General features: G+C 42.6%; 17 protein-coding genes. 8 read left to right on the forward strand and 9 right to left on the reverse strand.

Going from position 1 to position 21786, the window contains the following annotated elements; translation table 11 throughout:
- Nucleotides 1–35: 35 nt before the first annotated feature.
- From WCM76_12200 to WCM76_12235, 8 genes are all read right to left on the reverse strand, one after another.
- Nucleotides 36–773 carry a winged helix DNA-binding domain-containing protein gene (locus tag WCM76_12200; GenBank protein ID MEI6766396.1) on the reverse strand — a complete coding sequence of 246 codons (738 nt, stop codon included), beginning with the start codon at nt 771–773 and terminating at the stop codon, nt 36–38.
- A 68-nt stretch (nt 774–841) separates the two neighbouring features.
- Nucleotides 842–2170: an FISUMP domain-containing protein gene (locus WCM76_12205; GenBank protein MEI6766397.1), complete on the reverse strand. Its 1329-nt coding sequence runs from the start codon at nt 2168–2170 to the stop codon at nt 842–844.
- A 150-nt stretch (nt 2171–2320) separates the two neighbouring features.
- A complete protein-coding gene (locus WCM76_12210; protein ID MEI6766398.1) occupies nt 2321–3388 on the reverse strand; it encodes a radical SAM protein in 1068 nt (355 codons plus the stop codon).
- A 23-nt stretch (nt 3389–3411) separates the two neighbouring features.
- Entirely contained in the window at nt 3412–3618 is a 207-nt protein-coding gene (locus WCM76_12215; GenBank protein MEI6766399.1) for a tautomerase family protein, read from the reverse strand.
- A 142-nt stretch (nt 3619–3760) separates the two neighbouring features.
- Nucleotides 3761–7759, reverse strand: coding sequence for a lamin tail domain-containing protein (locus WCM76_12220; protein ID MEI6766400.1), 3999 nt, complete (start codon nt 7757–7759; stop codon nt 3761–3763).
- A gap of 153 nt (nt 7760–7912) precedes the next feature.
- On the reverse strand, nt 7913–8362 hold the full coding sequence (locus tag WCM76_12225) for a hypothetical protein (protein MEI6766401.1): 450 nt from the start codon (nt 8360–8362) through the stop codon (nt 7913–7915).
- Between the two features lie 321 nt (nt 8363–8683).
- On the reverse strand, nt 8684–9175 hold the full coding sequence (locus tag WCM76_12230; GenBank protein MEI6766402.1) for a hypothetical protein: 492 nt from the start codon (nt 9173–9175) through the stop codon (nt 8684–8686).
- Nucleotides 9176–9599: 424 nt separating this feature from the next.
- The gene (locus WCM76_12235; GenBank protein ID MEI6766403.1) at nt 9600–12341 is read right to left on the reverse strand and encodes a T9SS type A sorting domain-containing protein; all 2742 of its coding nucleotides are present in this window, start codon (nt 12339–12341) and stop codon (nt 9600–9602) included.
- Nucleotides 12342–12901: 560 nt separating this feature from the next.
- Between WCM76_12235 and WCM76_12240 the strand changes: the two genes are divergently transcribed.
- From WCM76_12240 to WCM76_12275, 8 genes are all read left to right on the forward strand, one after another.
- Nucleotides 12902–14140, forward strand: a complete 1239-nt coding sequence (locus WCM76_12240) for a DEAD/DEAH box helicase (GenBank protein ID MEI6766404.1) — start codon at nt 12902–12904, stop codon at nt 14138–14140.
- A gap of 143 nt (nt 14141–14283) precedes the next feature.
- The gene (locus WCM76_12245) at nt 14284–14751 is read left to right on the forward strand and encodes an Rrf2 family transcriptional regulator (GenBank protein MEI6766405.1); all 468 of its coding nucleotides are present in this window, start codon (nt 14284–14286) and stop codon (nt 14749–14751) included.
- A gap of 149 nt (nt 14752–14900) precedes the next feature.
- Nucleotides 14901–16052, forward strand: a complete 1152-nt coding sequence (gene xseA, locus WCM76_12250) for an exodeoxyribonuclease VII large subunit (protein ID MEI6766406.1) — start codon at nt 14901–14903, stop codon at nt 16050–16052.
- The gene (locus WCM76_12255; GenBank protein ID MEI6766407.1) at nt 16036–16254 is read left to right on the forward strand and encodes an exodeoxyribonuclease VII small subunit; all 219 of its coding nucleotides are present in this window, start codon (nt 16036–16038) and stop codon (nt 16252–16254) included. The genes xseA and WCM76_12255 overlap by 17 nt, the downstream gene beginning before the upstream one ends.
- A 51-nt stretch (nt 16255–16305) precedes the next feature.
- Nucleotides 16306–17007: a DUF1003 domain-containing protein gene (locus tag WCM76_12260; GenBank protein ID MEI6766408.1), complete on the forward strand. Its 702-nt coding sequence runs from the start codon at nt 16306–16308 to the stop codon at nt 17005–17007.
- A 176-nt stretch (nt 17008–17183) separates the two neighbouring features.
- Nucleotides 17184–17366, forward strand: coding sequence for a hypothetical protein (locus WCM76_12265; protein ID MEI6766409.1), 183 nt, complete (start codon nt 17184–17186; stop codon nt 17364–17366).
- Between the two features lie 4 nt (nt 17367–17370).
- A complete protein-coding gene (locus tag WCM76_12270) occupies nt 17371–18306 on the forward strand; it encodes a substrate-binding domain-containing protein (protein ID MEI6766410.1) in 936 nt (311 codons plus the stop codon).
- Between the two features lie 31 nt (nt 18307–18337).
- Nucleotides 18338–20044, forward strand: coding sequence for a tetratricopeptide repeat protein (locus WCM76_12275; GenBank protein ID MEI6766411.1), 1707 nt, complete (start codon nt 18338–18340; stop codon nt 20042–20044).
- Nucleotides 20045–20129: 85 nt separating this feature from the next.
- Here WCM76_12275 and amrB read toward each other — a convergent pair whose 3' ends face one another.
- Entirely contained in the window at nt 20130–21638 is a 1509-nt protein-coding gene (gene amrB / locus WCM76_12280) for an AmmeMemoRadiSam system protein B (GenBank protein ID MEI6766412.1), read from the reverse strand.
- Nucleotides 21639–21786: the final 148 nt, after the last annotated feature.

Raw genomic sequence — 21786 nt, forward strand, 5'->3', positions numbered from 1 at the left:
GAAGCCGGGCTTATGCTTCGGCTTCTTTCAAACTTTTACCGGACAACAGTGGTTTCTGAGATTAATCCATTCTTATTATTCTCTAATCCTGATTTTGCATCTTTGGCTGATAACCCCGACCACCAGATGAAATCCTGTAATGTTGCGGGGCAGTGGCTCTGAAAATATTTTGCGGCAAGCTTTGTTATTGCCTCCTCCCTGTGCAGAGCAGGTCTTTTTTTGACTCTTTTATCAAAAAGCGCAAAGGTCTGTTTATTCGACTTTAGAGAACCGCTGCAAATTACTTTATCCAATTCCGCGCACATAAACAGATGAGATGCTCTGTTTTCATCGGTGGGTATTTTGGACTTATTTAATGCTGTTATCAACTCTTCACGCGTTGAATGTCTGCCATCTTCCAAAACCTTACTTATGACTCGGTTACTTTTTGCTATTAACGCATCGGTTAATTCCAGTTGTTTATTTCTTGATTTCATCGATGATTTAATCTGCGGTGATGTTAAATCAAGCATCCAATCAATATCTGCTGATGATACAAAGTGCCAGGTCGGCCTCATCAAATGTGTACGCAGTATTTCGCCTTCATTTATGGCTGATTCAATGTGCTGAAGTGTTGTATTGGTTAACCGGACTCCGACAGCCCATGTTGCCATGGCATAATCCTGTGCCTGCATGGCACCCATCCATTGCAGCAATTCGCCTGCAGAAGTATGTTGTGTCCCTGAAATTTGCTGGCCGGCTAACCGTATATTTGCTATGTCGGAAAATTTCATGATGAATTGTTTGTGTCGCTTTTTTTAGCACGGATTCTGTTCTGCAACGGTGCTGTTTCCTTATTTTATTAATCCTTGATACATCTGATCGACTGGCCTGTTTTCTTGTTCAATAGTGGTATGGCATAGATGTCGCCGAAGCACCAGCGCAGACTCAGTCCCCAGGCTGTTGTTGCGGAATAAGAACTTGATGTCCAGAAAGCGTCATCATGATCATTGTTGGGCGCCAGACTCCATGCACCGGTATTATTCCTGAAATTGGTGCAAAGCGCCGTAAAGCCTGCGCAGTTCCATCCACGGGTAGTATCCAGATAGGCCCAGCGTGTCGTGCAGCCTTCTTTCAGTATCCGTCCAATTTTCTGACCCCTGCCCATCCATGCGGATGTATCGACCGTAGGATCGAGAAATTTTTCCATTATATTCCATTCGGGATTGGATGCCACGTGCCAGCCGACCGGACAAATGTTTCTGCTGTCGGCTATAACATACCAGTTGTACAACCGCCCATAATAGGTTCCTTCGGCAGTATCATTATGGTAATTGCAATAGGCTCCGCTACTTAGGTTTGTCCATGTGGCGCTGTCAGGTACATTCGGAATAGGGGAACCGTCGCGGTAATGCGTGGCTTTGAGGTTTTCCTGCATCCATACCTGATTGCCTATCTGCACTACGGCATAATAGTTACTGTCTGCATCCGCGCATTTCACGAAATTAAAAGTCACTGTTTGGTTGTGTGTCGGGAACAGCATGCTTATCGTCCTGCAGTTTCCTGATTTACCGGTGAGTTTTAAGGTATCGCCTGCATTAAATTGCATTCCTATGATTGATTTTGATGCACTCATTTTCCTCGTTTCACCGTTTCCGGAACCCGCTTGCAGGTTATTTATACTCATTGTTGATTCTGTCTTTTTAATAATCGGGTTGCCTTGTAAGGCTGCATTGCTTATTAACTTTACCGAATACCTGCATTTACCCGATTCGATGGTCAGGCCGTACACACCCCCGGGAATGCCCGACAGCTGAAATGTGTGATGCCCTGAAGACAGAAACTCCTTTTGCTGAAGAACTGTTTTTCCGTTCATGTCAAGTAATCCGAAACTGACATCATTGTCTGAAGTGGCATCAAACACCAGCGAACAATGACCCGATGAAGGATTGGGGAATACAGATATTCCAAAATCCTGACGATTGCCGGATTCATCCATTCCAACGAGCGGGTTCAGATTCAATACATCGCTTCCTGCAATGGTAAGACTTGTGCACTGCGACAGATTTTCAATTTTGACCGAGTCAACGCTGTTGCTAACGCCCGTGCCCGAAAAATCAATCAGATAATTTTGTGCCTGAATGGTCAGACAGCTGCCGATAAACAAAATTGTAAATGCAATTGTTCTCATGGCTGTTTTGTTTAGAAGAAATTATTTTATTTGTCCTTACCGAATCTGCCGATACTGCATTGCCGACTCTGAGCTGTGCTAATATACAAATAAATTTGTTTATGAAATGACACATGGAACGGGGTGCAATTAAGCAACATTATCGAAATTTTAAAAAGCACTGCAGCATCTGCTGCAAGCGGGGAGCAGTCCTTCGTTTTTCATTAAATCAGACCTGAATCTGGCTAAAACCTTTGAATGCCAGATTTCTTTTAAGTTGTCGGAATATAGATTTCCTATTTGCAGATTATAACACCTGCCGTGAGCAGGAATAACACTGCCATCAGATTTTATCATTATAGTAGCAAAAATATTACTGCAACTTTTTCCGATTTTTATTTCAGGATTTTTATAAAATTCGACCAGTTTCTCTTTGGTGGCTATTTCAGGTGAGAACGTAACCGGGAAATTACAGTTCAGTGATTTCAGTTGTTGTATTTCTTCCCACAATAGCTCAAGATTATAATTATTAATAGTTGTGAAGTCAACATTGGAAGAGGTCGCTTTGTAGGCGTTTCCCCATAACGTATTGTGATGGTCGGCAACGGATTGTGGGGTAAAGTTTGTATGCATAAACCCCATTGTTTGTATGGGATAATCTTTAAAGAAGCGTGCAAATTCATTTAAATGGCCAATATTCCATTCAGTAATTACACAAAAAATAGAAATGGGTAACGACGGGTTTAACCGATATATTTCGTCGATGCCTTCGATAGCTTTTTGAAATGATTGTTGATTTCCTCTTATCTCATTGTGGATTTTCTGTGGCCCGTCCAGCGAAATATACAATTCGCCCAGATTACCCGATACCAATTTGGCTGCGTTTTGTTTTAATGTCAGCGCATTCGTTGTTACTGCAGTTTTAATGTTTTTCTTAAAGGCATATTGTAGCGATTCTTCAAGATGTGGATATATCAGCGGCTCTGTAAAAGCATAACCCAGTTTTGCTTTTGGAAAATGTTGAGCAGTCTGGTCAATAACCTTCCTGATCAGCTCTGATGGCATGTTCAACGGCTCAGTACCCATCAGGTTTTGCGCAAAAATTGTTTCATTGCTTTTTGTGCCCACATCACACATTTTACAATGAAGATTACAAGCATTGTTTACGCCAAGGATAATCCAATTGGGAGCAAAAAAATAATTTCCGGGAAGTAGTTTTTTATTAATCTGTTGTAACAATATTTCTGAATTTTTTCAATGTCTTATCCTTTGGGCTCCATTCTTTTAAATTTTTCGGAAAGCATTTCGCCGCCATCAGCACAATTCTCGGCGGGCAATTCATAAAATAAAATTATCATGGCTTCTTTTCTGATTCCCGTGATGCGATGGATTTCGTCGGTTATTACTTTCGACATTTCAGCTTTCTTTTCTGCTGACTGCGGCAATATTGAAATTTGTACAATAGGCATAATTTGTTCTCCTTTTTTTATTATTAGTTAATTCACTATTGATGTCTTTTTAACGTCATGCGCGTTTCTTTCTTGTGGTGCATGTTTTGCCCCGCCGTGGCGGGAAGTGCTTATATGTTGCGCCGGATTCCCCCGCTGCCTGTCATTTCTGAATAATTAGTTTTCCCGTTTTTATCTTATTACCATTCTTATCACAAATTGAATATACATAGAATCCATCAGGTAATCCGGTTAAAATTATTCTTTCTGTTTTTGCGCCGCTATCAAGCGTTATGGATTTTCTTTGTGTTCCTAAAATATCACAAAGAATAAAATAAGAATCTTTGTCGAGCGTGTAATCAATCATTAAATTTTCCTGAGCAGGATTGGGATAAATTCGGATAGATATGATGCTGCTCTGTTCGTGAACTGATGCGCTACACGGCGAAGAATAAGGCTCACCCGGACTTCCTCCGGGGCATCCTGCAAACCATGAAGTGCCATCAGAAAAATCATTTTTTGTGGTATCGTGCTCTAAGGTATAGCCACCACCATTGGCAAGAACCGGCCATGGTTGTATTACATCGTAAGCCATAGAAAAGTTAATTCCGCTCAATGGATTATAGAGTCTTAAAATATCACCGGCGCTGCTTAATCCGAATGAAAAAGGCCCGCATTTGTCAGTGACAAGCGGATGCTGAGAAGTAAATTTTAAACTGTCCCTGAACAGCACTAAGTATCCTTTTCCTTGAAGCACTGTGTTTGGTTGTATCGTAAAAATATGCTGGTCATTATCATCTGTAAATTTCCATCCGGATAAATCAATGGGGTAGGCCGTTGTATTATGTATTTCTGCCCAATCTCCGGCATCGGCTGTTGATGATGAATTGTAATTGACTTCACTGAATATAATTGGTTCGTTGCAGGCTGAAAATGGTGCTCCGGGCGAGCCTTCTATGCACCCGCCAAACCAATTATGCCCGTCGTTCAGATTAGCCGAGTCTGATTTCAATTCAAGGGTTCTGCCATAACCGTCAGCACATTTGGGCCATGGAATGGAATCGTCATAGATAACAACCTTTACAGGATTGCCAAAATTATCGAAAAGCGAAAGTTTTTCTCCTGAATTACTAAAATTAAAACTTAAATATCCATCAGGGTGTAATGCTGGGAAACGGGAAATAAATAATGACGTGTCAGAAGAAAGTACAAAGTAGCCATTTTGAGGGACAACAGTTCCAGTCGGGAATATGTATTTATTATAAAAATTTTCATCCTGAAAATACCAGTCGGAAATATCCAATGATGTTGAGCCATAATTGTGCAGTTCAATCCAGTCACCGGCATTCCTGCCTGGATCTGAATGATAATTTATTTCGCTGAATGTTATTTTTGCCTGCGCCGGACTACCCGCGAAATTTGCAACGAATGGTTCACTGTAGGCAATATTCAATGTAATTGACTGGTTGGTATTACCCGAAGGAATAGAGGTATTGGGTTGCCAGTTTAAAAAGGTATATCCCGGATTTGGGATAGCTGTAATTGTTACAGGGTTGCCATTAAAATAGACTCCTGTCCATGGTAATGAATCGGGAATCACGGTGCTGATTTTTATTTTTCCTGCACCCGGAGGATTTGTGTTTAGCGTAACATTTACCTGTCCGGTCAAGCTGAAAAGGTCCTGAATATAATTTCTGGCATACAGTGGGCGGTTGTTTACAAATTCAACCACAGTATCAATATTGCTGTACCATTCCGACATGGACGCACTTCCATATCCGCTGCCCTGCCATCTCAGCAGTGCCCGTGGCATTTCGGCTGCAATGGAATCCCTCATACCATTAATAAGCTGGTTCATGTTGGCCGGAAGAAAAATGGTATTTATCAAATCAGCATAGCGATTGATAAAATACGTTTTAAATTCATTATTCTGAAGAAGCTTTTTTAGCATGGTCGAATGATCATTTGTGAGCGTGGTATTCACCGCCTCTGAAAGCTTATCCCTTTCATAATTACATCTGATCCACGCCCAGTTGAATCCCAGTGCTATATCAAGGTCCGATAATATATAACGCCACTTGCTATTGGGCTTTCGCTCCCGCCACAGTTTTATATTATTTATGCAGTAGCCTATCCAGTCGTCGTTTATATAATATGTCTCTGCAATGAAATAATCAGTAAAATTGTTAACATCCAGCATTGATTTGGCAATATTATAATTTGTAGATGTAGAAATATCATTATTGGCAATGAAATTATACATATTGCTGTAGGCATCCATGTTGCCCGACTCGACAAATACCCCGGTATTGTAGTCATTTCTGACCATATCAACACTATCGTGATTGGCTCCATGGTTTTCTTCTGGAAAATATTTATCGTTCTTCTCTCTGATATTATAAATTCCCCAGTATACCCCGTTAATATAGGCTATGCATGGCCTGTATGCATTCCAGTCTGCGTCTGTGTTGCGAACCGCTTTTTGCTCCAGCGCATCCCTGAAATAGGTGTAAAACCAGTCGTTTCCCGAATTCCTGAGAACAAAACTTTTAAATGAGTGAATATCCTTATCGGGGAATAAGGGGTAATTGATGTAGGAGCTGTCAAGCCATGAATCTGTTTGCATGCGGAAGCTTTTTTGAGGAAAGCTGCAGGAATACCCACCGTACATATTCATGGTTGCTTCGAGTTCGAAACGCTGTTTCCCCATGGGGGCAAAGCATTCGATATGACATTCCCTTTGCCAGTTCTCCGAATAGTTATCATATATTCCTGTCGGACCCCACAGATTGGTAGAATCGGTACTGATTGAAATAGTGGTCAGTGTGGTGTTTTCGTTTATCAAATACGTGTTGGTCGCGGTTAGTCCGGGCAGATACCCTGAAGGTCCAAAACCTTTTGCCCTCAGCACGGTTGTTGTGTCCACCGCAACGGGAGCGGTATATAAAGGATCTGTCACTTTAGGGATACTTCCGTTGACTGTATAATGTATCTCGGCTCCCGCCAGGGATGAGGAAATACTGATATATTGTGCTCCGCTGTAAAAGCCCGGGGCAAGAGAAAATGTTGGTTTTGGTGAATATCCCGAATAGCAGCTGCTCGAATTGTTGCTTTGATGGGGCGTTGGAATATCTGTTATACACCATGAAGAAAATCCGTCAGGGATTCTGGCCAGAGCGTTTCCGGTGGCAATATATCCACTGAATTTTTGATCTGCAATCACACCTGCGGGCGTTGTCAATACTATGGTTTCTCCATTAATATCAATTTTGAAATCGGTATGCAGATATCCGTAAGCAGAATCGCTGAACCATACCGGTGGCGGACTGAACAAAACAGAATTATCGCTTATCCCAAAACTCAAAAATGGAATAGCTGACAGGTCCGAAGAATTCGTGTCAATGTTATAAACCTGTATGTCGAGAACATTATTGCCGTTTACTAAAAGGCTTTTCAGTAGCGTTTGATTAATCGTATAGTTTTCAGGAGTGCCGCCCTGGTACATTTGTGCTTCATGTGAAGCAGTGGCATTGGTATTATAGGGTGGAGGTGTTCCTGATACATTATTTCGGGCAATCTCCGTTCCGTTAAGATAAGCAACGAAACCGTCATCATAATCAATGCTGAAAATTGCGCTGCCGATTTTTGAAGTATCAGCAATATTAAATGTTTTGCGCAGATATACTGAAAGTGTCCCAACGGGAACCAACGTACTGTCATCGCCATCACCATAACCGAAACCGCCTTTTCCCAGTGGCCATCCGCTGTCATTAAAATTAATGTCTTTCCAGTTCGACGGTGGCTCTGATGTTCCAATAAAATAGCGCCAGTAATCATAAGAAAATACAGATGTTTCCCAGTGGTTAATTATTTTCTTGCGATTTTTACCTGATGTGAATACAAATACGTAATCATGAGGCTGTATTGAAACACCGGGAAAGGTCCATTTATAGGGCTTTGCCTGATCGTCAGTCAAACCGTAATTATTCAAATCAACGGCAGCATTACCGGTATTAAATAATTCTATCCAGCCCTGATACTCGCCATCCTCATCTTTTATGGTGTTCGTATCAGACGATTGAACTTCGTTTATTAAAACCTGAGCGGATAAAGTGTAAGAAAAAATACAGAATAGTATTGTTAGAAGTTTAGTGTATCTCATTTTCATAATTTCTCTTGAATAACGGAACGGCATTATTTGTAATGGATTATTGCTGGGCGCCCGCTTTGTTGAGCAATAACAGGCGCGTCTGCCTTTGAGCTCCTCAGCCTTGTACTCATTTCTTTTGCAGTAAATTCAGTATTGAACGCGCTGTTACCTTGGAATTACTATTTTATCTGAAATAGCTTCATCATATTTTTCTTTAAACAAGGTAATTTTTTCTAAATTCAAATTTCCATCCAGGTCAAATACACCTTCATTAAACAAAAACGAAATACATGTTTTAGGGCTGTAGTACCTGGCAATTTCAACTTTAATTTTTTGTTTCAGGAAATTATAGATGATGAAATTATCTTTATCTGCGTCAGGTCCTTCCTTAATAGTGCCTTGGTTTTCTTTTATAAAAATAAGCTCTTCATTGGTTTTCATATCACAAAGACTGAAGCCATATTTGGCAGCTTTATAGATAAAAACTTCTTTTTCGTTAATGGTAACTTTGCCCTGTTTAATTTTAACGGTTTGTGCGGACAAAGCAGTTGGTAGCGTTATTATACAAAACACAACAATCATTATTTTGCGGAAGGATGCTGATGGTTTTTTCATGAATTTAGATGTTAGTTGTATTCGGGAGACTCAGATTTGAAGAACAGCTTGAATTGAAATTTGAAAGTTGTCCCCTGCCTGCTTACAAGCAGCAACCCCGCTTAAGGCGAGGGCAGTTTGTGATTGTAAATATAGCAAAATCCTAAAACTTATATAATATTTAAGCTTTAAGGGAAGTTGGAGTTCGCTTTTTGGTCAGGTTTGGTTCAGTGGTTTTTACAACCATAGTCTTTATCAACCAAATGTAGTCTGTTCAATGTCATTCGTGGTTTTCCTGCCCGGCCGTATTATGTTGTAAGCATGCGAAGCAGGTGCTTACAATCATTCGACAGAAAATAATACACCCTGCATTATCATGGCATCTTTTGATTTGATGCTTCTTTCATTTTCAACTTTTGGGTTTAGAATAGTCCGTCCGTCCTTTAACACAATCCTGTTTACTTTCACATAGAATGATACAGACTCCCGACTTAGCAGAATGTCTTTAATATAATCTGTAGCAAACGTGAATCCGCAAAAGCTTTTTCTAACAATTTCGGTATTTTTATAAAAGGTAACATCATAACAAATACTGTCGATTGCGATTTCCCCAGCCGCTGTTTTATAAAATGCAATCAACGTTGTGAGTGAATCAAATGTTGTAAATTTCATGTTCCGGCCACGGTCATTGGCGAGAATCACAGCAGTACCATTTACGATTCTGCCCAATGCTATTTCAACTTTCGCTGTGGTGTCCTTAACGGGAGACAGGGTTTGTGCTTTTGCTGTCATGAACATTGCAACAACAACAAATGCAATGATAATTTTTTTCATGTTACGGAGATTTATTGTATGCAATAGCTAATGAATTATATTAAAAAACAACAATCATGCCGTAAATGGGTCGTTCCGGGCCTTACTTCCTGACGTGCCTGTCGCAACATTTATATCTTATTTTTTATTGTGTATGAGGGCGTGCTGTTCGGCGGACCGAATTTTCTCGGACTTGGCGAATGCGACGACTTTAAACGCAAAACTATTTGCAGAGTACTGAACCAGCACTTTTGCCATACCCATGTTATGCCTTCGTGCTTTTCTTGTTCAATTTCTCCTTTACAATTTTACGGTAACTTTATGAATTTCGGGCCTTTCAATATTAGCATATTTCTGTCAATTCGATACTTGGTGTTGCCGCCACTTCCTTCCCTTTCTTAGGGGGGAAGGACTTGGATGGTGGCTTTTTCTTTCGGCTCACGACTTATTTCCCTGTTTTCACAATCTTCCGTACCCGGCTTTTATTCCCGATTGTAATCTGAATAAAATACACCGAAGGCGCAAGCGCCCTCAGGTTCATCAGATAGGTATTGGTTCCGCCGGTCGTTGTTATTGAACCTTTATATACGGTTTTGCCTGTGATGTCTTTAATATAAATATCTGTAACACCGTTGGTTTTCGAATTAAAAGTGGCTTTCAGCTCTCCGGTAAACGGATTCGGCATTACATTTATATTATCGGGGCTGTCGGCAAGTTCGCAGCTATGCGTGCCGATAATGTTAAACTGTTCCGAGCTGCCGTCATAATCTGTTTGCGACAGACGATAATAAATACAGGTTCCCGGACTGAAACCTTCATTCGGTAAACGGTCGGCATAACGGTATGTAATTGTGCTGATGCTGTTTCCTGCACCGTCAACAGTGGCGATAATATCCCAGTGAATGGCATCGGTGCTGCGTTCAATGGTGAAATAATCATTATTGGTTTCTGTAGCCGTTGACCATACAAGATTTGTCAGCCCTGATTCTTCTTCGCACATCGTTTCAAACATCAGCAGTTTAACCGGAAGTGTATTAATAGTAGAACCTGCGCCGCTCATCTGGCTGAAGCGTGTCACCCCGCTCCATATCAGGGCATTTGATGATTCCACCACATAGCCGCTTCCCACCTTGATGGCAACAAAGTTCGCATTCTCAATGCAGGTGTACCAATCTGTTCCATTGGTTTTTACCGGGTAGTAACTCGATTCCGTACCTTCAATATCGGTATCTGTGTATTGCATACGTATATCAAAATTCGGGTCAATGAACGAGCCGCCGGGTGTAACATCCCAGTAGCGCGTCAAATAATCCATTAAGCCGGGGTTAAGACCCGGAAGCTTGCTGTCTTTCACAAAAACATCAATGTAAGCGCCCGATATGGAGGTGGTTATGGCGTTCAGTGTGAAGGTGAAGGGTGAGTAATCATCATTGTCGCCCATGGGGAAGAAATAAGTAACATCATTTTTATCGTTGATTCTGTAACGTATCGTCCCTTTGGTACTTCCGTTATCGTAAGCCACGATGTAACACGTACCGCTTCCTCCTGTTATTGTTCCGTTGGCCGATGGGGTGCCTATCGTAAGCAGTTTTCCCGAAAGGTTCAGTTTACCCAGCGTTAAAGTAAGCATTCCTTCAACTCTCGTATTGACGGTTGTTCTCACACCCCCGGCGTTGGCTATTTCCAGATTACTGAAGTTGGTTGTTACGCTTCCGCCGATAGTCTGAAGCGCAGTGCCGTTTAGAATGATGGTGCCGGCAACGCTCGTAAATGCGCCGTCGTTGGTCCAGTCACCGCGAACACTCAGCGTATTTGAGCCACTTACCGTGAGCGATGCTCCGCTGCTAATGGATATCTTGCGGCATACACCTCCGGCTACGCCAATGACCGGCTGAAACAGAGCTGCCGGTCTGATTATGACATCGGTAGAAGCTGTCGGAATGCCGCCGCACCAGTTGGCCGCATTGTTCCAGTCGGTGCTTGTATTCCCGAGCCAGCTGCCGTCAACCAGAACACTCAGCACCACATCCTGAGTAAACGTATTCGTACAATTGGTCGGTGAGCTGGTAATCGTTAATCGTGTAATCCGAAGAATCTGCCCGTTATTGGCGGTGGTGAGAGCCGGTGTCGTGAATGATGATGTTCCCGACAGTCCCGAAACCAATCCTGTCAATGGAGTCTGAGCAACACCGTTAATCATATATTCAAGAGAAAAGGTGGTTGACGGCACCAGTCCGCTTACATTGATAAAGGCTGCCGAGCCGCCGCAAACGGCTGTTGCCTGAGTTGCGCCTGTTAGGGACGGTAAGGGGTTTACCGTTACCGGGATGGTTTGAGCATTGGTATAAACAGTCCCGTTCAGGTTTGTTGATACGGTAAGGGTGGCCATCCATGTTCCGCCTGCTGCAGAAGGAATGGATACATTTTGAGTGTTGTAGCCTGTAACGGCGCCTCCGGGAGCTGTAACGTCCCAATGGTAGGTGGGCGCGGCGCCGATGGCACCTGTAAAATTCCCTGTAAGCCCTATGGTTCCTCCCGCGCAGTCGGGTGCGGTAGCTGCGGGAACAGCGCCCAGTGTACCGCCGGCGCCGGCGGCCATAAGCTGTGCAAAAGTGAAGATATTTCCCGGCGCTCCCGAGCAGTTGGCAAAATCCACCGTTCCAATCCAGATGGCAACATTGTTGTTGCAGGTACCTGTCAGGCCGCCCAGTCCAACATAAACAATACCGTTTACCGGAAGCTTCAGGCTTACCTTGTTGTTGAAATAGATGGTTCCCGTTGTACTGTTAACCAGAATAGTCGGTGTGTTGAGATAAAAGGTAACGATGCTGCTTGTTCCCCCGTTCAGGTAAAGCGTGGCGGTGTTGGCAACCGTAACTTTGGTCATGGGTTGTGTGCTGATGCCCGTATTCCCGATCGTGATGGTGTGTCCTGCGCTTACAAGCACACTGCCGGTTCCGCTGTATTGCCCGGGATATCCTTGCCCGGCGGTAGGAGTAAGCCAGCTGCTTCCGTTGTAACGCTGCCATGAGGCGAGGGTGGTCCAGTTACCTGTTCCTGCCGAGCGGTAGTCGCCGGCAATCTGAGCATGGGTGAAACCTGAGGAAATGATAATGCACACAGCAATGAGCGTCAGGATGAAGAATCCTTTTGGTATGCGCGCAGTATGGAGAAGCGGCAGGCTCATGGCACCGTATGTTGGTTTGTTTGCTGTTTACTTTGCTGTAGAGTAGATTGCTTTCATTTTAAGAAGATTTTAATAATTAATATGCATGTGAAATTACGACAATTATACTATAGAATGAAAGGCACAAAAGACCTGTTATTTCAGGCAGGAACGCGTGCTTCCCCGCAGGACTTTTAACCTGTTTAAAACCTCTTTTGTTATACGACTTTCATCAATTGCGGCTCATGTATCATCACCACATAAAACAATCATTATCCGTGAGCCGCCGGATTAAAACCATTCATTCGTTCTACAGGCCTTAAACCCCTCCGGGGTAATATTTCTTCAGTCTTTTTTTTGACTTTCGACTTTTGACTTTCGACTTTCGACTCTCGACTCTCGACTTTTGACTTTTGACTTTCGACTTTTGACTTTCGACTTTTGACTTTCGACTTACGGCTCCCGACTCTCGACTCTCGACTCTCGACTCTCGACTCTTGACTTTCGACTCCCGACTCCCCTCCGACAGCCATTTTTAGTTCTTAGTTCTTCACTCTTACTTATTTCCTACCTTTGCAGCTATGAAGTTCACACAATACGATTTCGTTGCACCGCTGAAGATTAATCTCAAAAGGCTTGGTTTCAGCAGACCTACTGATATTCAGTATAAATCCATTTCGCCTATTCTGAAAGGTGAAGATGTGCTGGCCATTGCCCAGACGGGAACCGGCAAAACCGCCGCCTATGCTATTCCGGTTATACAGTTGTTAACTACCCGCCCTGCCATTACCGAACCCTTCTCGGTTCGTTGTCTCATCATGGTTCCTACGCATGAACTTTCAATACAGGTTGCCGGCGTCATTGAAGAATTAATTTTCGGACTTCCGCTTACCGTGCTCGGATTAATAGGAGGAGTGGAGCAGGCACCTCAGATTGCCATGCTCAAGCAGCGCGTTGATATTCTGGTTGCCACACCCGGACGCATGTTCGACCTCGCCAGCCAGGGATTTTTGAAGTTTACCGGTGTTGAAATACTCGTACTCGACGAAGCCGACCATATGCTTGAACTCGGATTCATCACCGATATGCAGCAGCTCATACGCCGCATTCCCAAAGGACGGCAAACCTTATTCTTTTCGGCAACTATCAACGAACATATTAAAGATTTGGCTTATGGACTGGTGCGCCATGCCGTCAGAATACAGATTTCACCCAAGGATCCCGTTTCCCGGAACATCGATCATTCGGTAGCTTTTGTGGAAATGGACGATAAACGCTTTTTCCTCGAACAGGTCATTAAAGCGCATCCCGACAGTAAGATACTGGTGTTTGTACGAACCAAAGTAAGAGCCGAGCGTGTCGCATCCGCGTTGGAAAGAGTAGATATTACCAGCCAGACCATTCATGGCGATAAAGACCAGGACGAGCGTTCTCAGGTTATGACAAATTTCAGAGAGGGTGTCAATAAAATTCTGATTGCTACCGATGTGAGCGCGCGCGGCATCGACATCCCCGATGTGGAATATGTTGTCAACTACGACTTACCCGAAGTAGCCGAAAACTATGTGCATCGCGTGGGACGTACCGGCAGAGGCGACAAGAGAGGTGTCGCCATATCTTTCTGCAGCAGCAGCGAAAAAGAAATACTGACTGAGATAGAAAATTTTCTCGAGCGCCCGGTCAGCGTGATGTCTATCAACAAAACAGAATACGAAGCCACCATCGACTTCTCGGAAGCCAGCCCTCACGACTGGCGCTCGTTGATTGCAGAGAATGAAGCAACTCCCGCACCTAAGAAGAAAGCAAAGAAGAAGAATTAACCCATGCCTTCAGATATTTTATAATTCACTGCTTTTGTTGTGATTTGCGAATGCTATAAATCATATCGGATAAGATACTATGTAGCTCAATTTTGCGTAAATTTGCATTGTGAATTTGTTATCAACACTAACTCGAATGCTTTATGAGAGTCAATACTAAAATCCGCTATGGCTTACGCACCATGATAGAACTGGGGCTGAACGAAAACAGCAAAAGCGATACAGGGCTGTACCAGAAAGAAATTGCCGAACATCAAAACCTTTCTGAGAAATATCTTGATCCTATCATTGCCGCTTTGAAGATTTCCGGGCTGATAAAGAATGCCGGTGGTAAAAAAAGCGGATACCTGCTCGCCAAACCTCAGTCCGAGATTCGGATATACGATATCTACCGCGCATTTGAGCCTGAGCTGTCCATTATTCATTGTATGAATAAACCTGTTACCTGCTTTGTTTCACATATCTGCGTTGCGAACGAATACTGGATGGATCTGAACGATGTCATTACCGGTCACATGAAAAAAACTACGCTCGAAGAAATGGTTAAAAAGCATGTGAAGATTAAAAAACGTATTGCGAAGGAAGTCCTTACAGGTCATTGCCAGTCGTAACGCCCTTTTATTATTCTGCATGAGCATACACAACACCTTGTGCGATGTGCATTTTTTTTCGAGGTTATCAATTCATAAAACCATAACTTTGTGAAAACTGAGTTCTGCACAGCCGGTACTTATTTTGTAATGTAATTAACTAAGGAAAAATGAATCAGCATTTACGCCTTTCGGAACTGGTGAATGAAATTGCGGAAGTAATCAGCGACCGTTTTGAAGGTGAGATGTTCTGGATAAAAGCTGAGATTACCGACGTAAAAAAGCAACCCGACAAACGCTGGTGCTTTCTTAAATTCATTGAAAAGGAAGGCGCATTTATTACAAGCGAAATGAAGGCGGTTTTCTGGGCAAACGCTTACGGTAGCATTGAACGGTTTGAAAAACTCAGCGGACGAATCTTCTCGAACGGGCTGGAAATAACATGTCAGGTCAGGGTACGCTTCAACAACCGCTACGGTATGAGTCTCGATGTGCTCGACATTGACCACGCCTATACCATGGGCGAACTCGAGCTGGAACGGCAAAAAACACTGGAGCGACTTGTGAGCGAAAATCCGGAAACCATCAGTCTGGTGAACGGGCAATATGTTACACGAAACAAACGACTCGAACTGCCTCTGGTCGTGCAGCGCATAGCATTGGTTACAGCTCCCGGATCCGACGGTCAGCGCGACTTCAAAGAAGTGATTACAAAAAATAAATATGGCTACGCATTTTCCGTTACTGAATTTCTGACACAGGTACAGGGCGATGCTGCCGGTGCATTGCTTGCCGGACAGTTAAAGCTGATTGGTGAAGCACAAGAGCAATTCGACCTGGTGGCTATGGTGCGCGGCGGAGGCTCGCAGACAGATTTTAAACCTTTTGACGATTACGAATTGTCGCGCCTGATTGCCGGCTTTCCATTGCCTGTAATTACCGGCATCGGCCACGACCGCAATACAAGCATTGCCGATATGATGGCACGCCAGCTCAAAACACCCACCGAAGCCGCATCGTATATAGTTGAGCATAATTTTAATTTTGAAAGTGAAATCATTCAGCTGAAAGACCGCTTTTTCAGAAGTGCCGAAAATCTTCTGAACGGCGCCCGCGAAAGCCTTCAGAATATGAAACGGATTATTAAAAGTTATAGTCCTGAATCCATTCTTAATAAAGGGTATGCCATTATTACTGTCAACGGAACAATTATCACCAATCCCGCCGACCTGAATCCGGATGATGAAATACAGACTATTTTAAGGAATGAAATTATTGAAAGTGTGATAACGAAAAAAAGAAGCAATGAAACCGAATTATAGTAAAGCTTACAACGATTTGCTGAAGCTTGTTGACCGGATTGAAGACGACGAAATTCAGCTCGATGTTCTCGCTTCAAAGGTAAAGCAGGCAAAAGAACTCATAGAATTCTGCGAAAACAGCCTTAGAGGAATTGAGACCGAAGTGAATGATGAGCTTACAGGACACAAGAAAAATTCCAAAGAGAGAAAATCGGAGAACTGATTACAATCGTTACAATTCGCAAAGTTGTTATTTATTTAAACCAGTATTATTATGAATACCTTTATCAGTGACATTTCAAACAAAGAATTTCCGGTAACAGAAAAAGTATCGGCACGAATAATACGACCATCGCTGCTTGCCATCATTCAAAAAGATAAACCGGCATTCACCGAAGAAAATTATCTTTCTGTTGACGAACTGAATTACTACCGCCAAAAATATATTTCCGACACTTTGGTGAGCGAAATGGGCGAACTCACGGAACTCGAACAAACCGTGCTGACTTCACTCACCGATAAAACCACCATTACCGATAAAGTTGATGTCGACAAGCAGCAGAACACGACTTTCGGGCAGCGTGTTGCCGATAAAGTTGCTTCATTCGGCGGCAGCTGGAAGTTCATTATCATGTTCGGTACTTTTATTTTTGTATGGATTTCTCTCAACGTTTTTATGCTCGCCAACAAGGGATTCGATCCGTATCCTTACATACTTCTTAACTTGATTTTGTCGTGCATCGCTGCCATTCAGGCCCCCGTAATTATGATGAGCCAGAACCGTCAGGAAGACAAAGACCGCGAACGCGCCAAAAAAGATTATATGATTAATCTGAAATCGGAATTGGAAATACGCATGCTGCACGAAAAAATTGACCATCTGATTATGCATCAGCAACAGGAACTGCTCGAAATTCAAAAAGTACAGATCGAAATGATGAAGGATATCCTTGAAAAAGTGGAGCGAAAACCGTAGAATAGGAGATATGATGATTTTGGGATATTTTACCCGACATTCATTAAATTTATTAGTTTTGCATCAGTAAACGGGTGCTTTGGATAAGGATACGGCGAAATATCCTGAGTTGAATACCGTTTTCTAAATAGTACCTTCAATAAATTTATATGGGCAGAAAATGGAATTTTAGTTTTATGAATATCTTCAGCCTGGTGATGGTTGTTACCTATATTGGAGTTGGTATTTACCTTCTTGTTTCACCCAAATTTGTTCAGATACAGAAAGAAGTAAAGGTTATTTTCGCTGTATTTTTTATGCTTTACGGGATATTCCGCTTAGCCAGAACATGGCCCAAATTAAGAAATTATAAACATTAAGACGATGGAACGGAAGATGCATTATTTACTGCTTTTTGTTGTGAGTCTGTTTTTTCTTTCCTGCGGAAGCGGTACCAAAATAGACGAAACACCTACACGCGGCAATATTAAAATCAGCGTCGATGAATCGTATAAATTACTTATCGAAGCTGAGGTGGATGTTTTTGAACGCATCTACACATATGCCGTTATCAATGCTGCCTATAAAACAGAAGTAGACGCTTTCAACGATCTGCTCAACGATTCGGTTCGGACCATTATTGCAAACCGGAAACTTACCGATGATGAAGATAAATATCTGCGCAGCAAATCACTGATTCCGCGTACTACATGTATTGCTTACGATGCGCTTGCTTTCATTGTGAATAATGATAATCCTGATTCAACGCTCCGTTACGACCAGATTCGTGATATTTTTCTTGGCAAAATCAGCAAATGGAATCAGGTGAACCCAAAATCATCGTCCGACAGTTTAACGGTTGTATTTGATAACAGCAAATCAGGAAACCCCCGTTATATAAGAGAGAAATTCAAAGTGCCCGGTAAGTTTCCTGCAAATTGCTTTGCTGTAAATTCGAACGAGGAAGTGGTAAATTATGTACAGAAATCAAAAAATGCCATCGGCATCATCAGCGTTAACTGGATCAGCGACCGCGACGATACTACATCAAACTCATTTATGAAAAAAATGCGTATCGTTGGTGTTGTGGGTGAAGGCGACACTGAGGGCATTGGCCCCTTCCTGAAACCATATCAGGGATACATTGCCGAAGGTTCATACCCCTTTTGCCGTGAGGTGTATATCATTTGCCGCGAATCATTCGCAGGACTTGGCACAGGTTTTGCCTCTTTTATTGCCGGCGATCAGGGGCAACGCATCGTACTTAAATCAGGATTGGTGCCGGCCACAATGCCAATAAGACTTATACAAACCAGATAATATTGAGAACCAGAGAGTGGAGGAACACAACATGAAACCAACTACCAGCAGAATCGCTAAAATTTTAATGTCGCTCGTTTTGATTGTACTTACGGGTATAAGCCTGAAAGCTCAGTCACTCGACAAGGCCATTCGGCTTACACGCAGCGAATTGTTTGACAAAGCTGAAGAAATGTTCAACCAGCTTATAGCTGCAGAACCCGCCAATGGCGTTAATTATTTTTACGCAGGCGATAACTACCTGCGCTCGTATCTTGCCGACACAGCAACGGTGTCCATGAAAGAAGCTGTTGATAAAGCTCAGGCGAAGTTTCAGAAAGGTTCTGAAATGGATATTGCAAATCCATTGTGTCTCGTGGGGCTTGGGAAAATTGCCATCTTTAAAGGCGATATGCCGGGAGCCAAATCCTATTTTGAAAAAGCGATAGCGAAATTCCCGAGCAAGACGAATAAAACATCTACTCTGAGCAAGGAGATGCAGGCGCTTACGTATACAAAAATTGCAGAAGCGCTCATTTGTACCGGTTTGAAAGATGTTACCACGGCTATGTCAGACATGGAAAAAGCTGTTGCGCTCGATACTAAAAATGCAGATATTTACCTGATTTATGGCGATGTCTATCTGGAAAACAATGATGGCTCGAACGCTATCTCCATGTATAAAATGGCACAGTCACTGAATCCCGCATCACCCAGCGCAAAACTTCGTTTGGGTAAGCTTTGGGTACGTGCCAAAAACTGGCAGGAAGCGATTGGCTATTATAAAGAAGCCATTGGTATCGACTCAACCTTTGCTCCGGCATATCTCGAACTGGGTGTAATATACATGCGTGCCAATCAGAATGAGAAAGCAAAAGCGAACTTTAAAAAGTATCTCGAACTTTCGGGCAATCTGAATGCAAAGAGACGTTATGTTTCTGTATTAATTGACACTAAAGACTACGCGGGCGCTATTGTGATACTGAATGAAATTGTTATGGTAGATTCTTCGAGTAACGATATCAACAGAGCGTTTGCCTATTGCTATTTTGAAACCGGAAAATACGACAAGGCCATCGTAGCTATGGAGAAATTCTTCAGGCTGGCAACTGTAGATAAAATATTGGTTTCCGATTATTCGTACTATGGCAAAATACTGTCTAAAAACGGTAAAGATTCATTGGCTATCCTGAATTTTAAAAAAGTAATCGGCATGGATCCGTCAAACTGCGATGTGCTTTCTGATATTGCCGCTGCTTACAATAAGATGAAAAACTATACCGAAGCTGCCAAGTATTATGAAATGAAAATCGCGCGCACTGAATGTAAAGCATCATTCGCTGATTATTATAATCTGGGTAGGGTATATTACAGCTTTGGTCAAACAACCAAAGACCGGACAATACTACTCAAAGCTGATACTACCTTTGCATATGTAACGAAGAGTAAACCCGATTTTCAAGGTGGTAAAAGCTTCTTCTATCGGGCGCTTATCATTTCAACACTCGATACTGTGAACAATACAGCTAAACCATACTTTGAAACGTACATCAATTACGCAAAGGTTGACTCCGTTAAGAATGCCAAAGACCTTGTAATTTGCTACGGTTACCTTGCCGCTTATTACTACTTTACTGTAAAAGATCCCTGCACTGCTATAGGCTATTGGGACCGTATCATTGGCCTTGATCCCAAGAACGAGAACACCATTGAGATTTTAAAAACATACCGCAGCAAATGCCCCGAAAAGAATAAATAGGGGCGATTGCGCTACAAAAAAAAGTCATGGCAACCCCATGACTTTTTTTGTTTTTGTCTTATGTCTTATGTCTGTAGTCTTATGTCTAACGTCTAATGTCTTTTTCTCCAAACACAACAGCCGTGTAAATATAAATGTCGGCATCTTTCCATCCGTTCCATCCAATGCCTGCCTTGTCCTGTGCACAATGTCCCAGAAATTGTTCTTTGGTCCATCCGGTCTCGGTGGCTACCTGAGGCAGAAATGTTCCGGTTGACGAACCTTTCACGATGTAAATGCCGTGTTTGCCCATTTCAATTTCGTCAATAGATGTAATTTTTTGCAAGGGCGAAAGTACAGATATTTCTATGTCAATGCTTTTCAGCTCATCTGTTGTAACTGCCGTAAATCGCGGGTCCTGTGTGCTTGCGGCAACAGCCATATCACGAACTGTCAGATAAAGCGGGCTTTCTGCAATGAACCTGCCGATGCAGCCTCTCAGGTCACCTTTTTTCTTAAGTGTTACAAAAGCTCCGCACTGCTGTTTTATGGTGCCTGAAAAATCTGATGAATCAATTACGGGCAGCTTATGTTCTTTGATGTAGGTTGTCAGCGTGCTGCGCGCAACATTCAGCAATTCTTTTTTATCTTTCTCGGTGATGGTGAAACCGCTGTTCTGCGATTGTTCGCGCGTGAAAACTATCGACGTATATCCCACAACTTTGGATGAATCGCCTACACCGGCATCGCCTGAATTCTTATATTCAAGCTCGGTAATGTGCACCGCACTGTTGTTTTCGGTGAGATACATCAGGGTAAGTACGGATGTCCAGCTGCACAGGCTCGTAACCAGATTCGGGATTGCTGCGGCTTCATTGGTGTTAAGCACGTCCAGCAATTTTTTAGGTGAATTGCTCAGGATGGCGTCCGATGTCAGTTTATCAGCCTTAACGGCATCTGTATATTTTGGATAATGCGAAAAGTCGGAGCTTATCACAAACAGATTTTCATCGTTGAAATAGGGCTTCAATGCACTCGAAATTTTCTTAACCGTTGCAATATCGTCGGTGCCGATAAGTATCGGAACAATGCTGAATTCCTTCTTCATATGAAACTGCAGAAACGGCAATTGAACTTCTATGCAGTGTTCGCTTTTGTGAGCTTCGGGATAATCTGCAAATACTGAATTTTCCCTGATTAGCTTTCGGGCAAGTGATGTGTCTGTTTTTACACGACCCAAGGGAGTTATAAAATCTCCATTGCAATAAATTGATGCACCCTTGAATGCCATGCGGTGACTTGAGCCTATTATAAAAATGGTTTTATATTTTCTTTCGGGATTAATTTGATTGAAGCTGCTTGCGGCAACACCTCCCGAAAAAATGTAACCTGCATGGGGCGTGATGATGGCTGCAACATTTTCATTGTTACATGGCTTTGCCTGTGCAAAAAGTGAAGACAGATTTTTGATGAGCGCCATAGAATCTGCCTCGTAGAATTGTCCCGCAACAGCCGGAAGACGGTCGCCGGGTCTTGGTTTATTGCTGTTCTGGCCATCACAGCCCGACGAAAAAATACTCATAAGCAAAAGTATAATAACCAATGATTTGTTCATGGATTGAAATCGTTTAACACAAAGATAGAAAACAAAGGCTTAAGTCGAAAGTCAAAAGTCAAAAGTTGACGCGTAGCCGAAATCCATTTTCGCGCATCGTAAGTCATAATTTTACCTATTACCAATTACCAATTACCTATTACTTAAT

It is taken from the genome of Bacteroidota bacterium (assembly GCA_037133915.1).
In the GTDB taxonomy this organism is placed as follows: Bacteria; Bacteroidota; Bacteroidia; order Bacteroidales; family CAIWKO01; genus JBAXND01.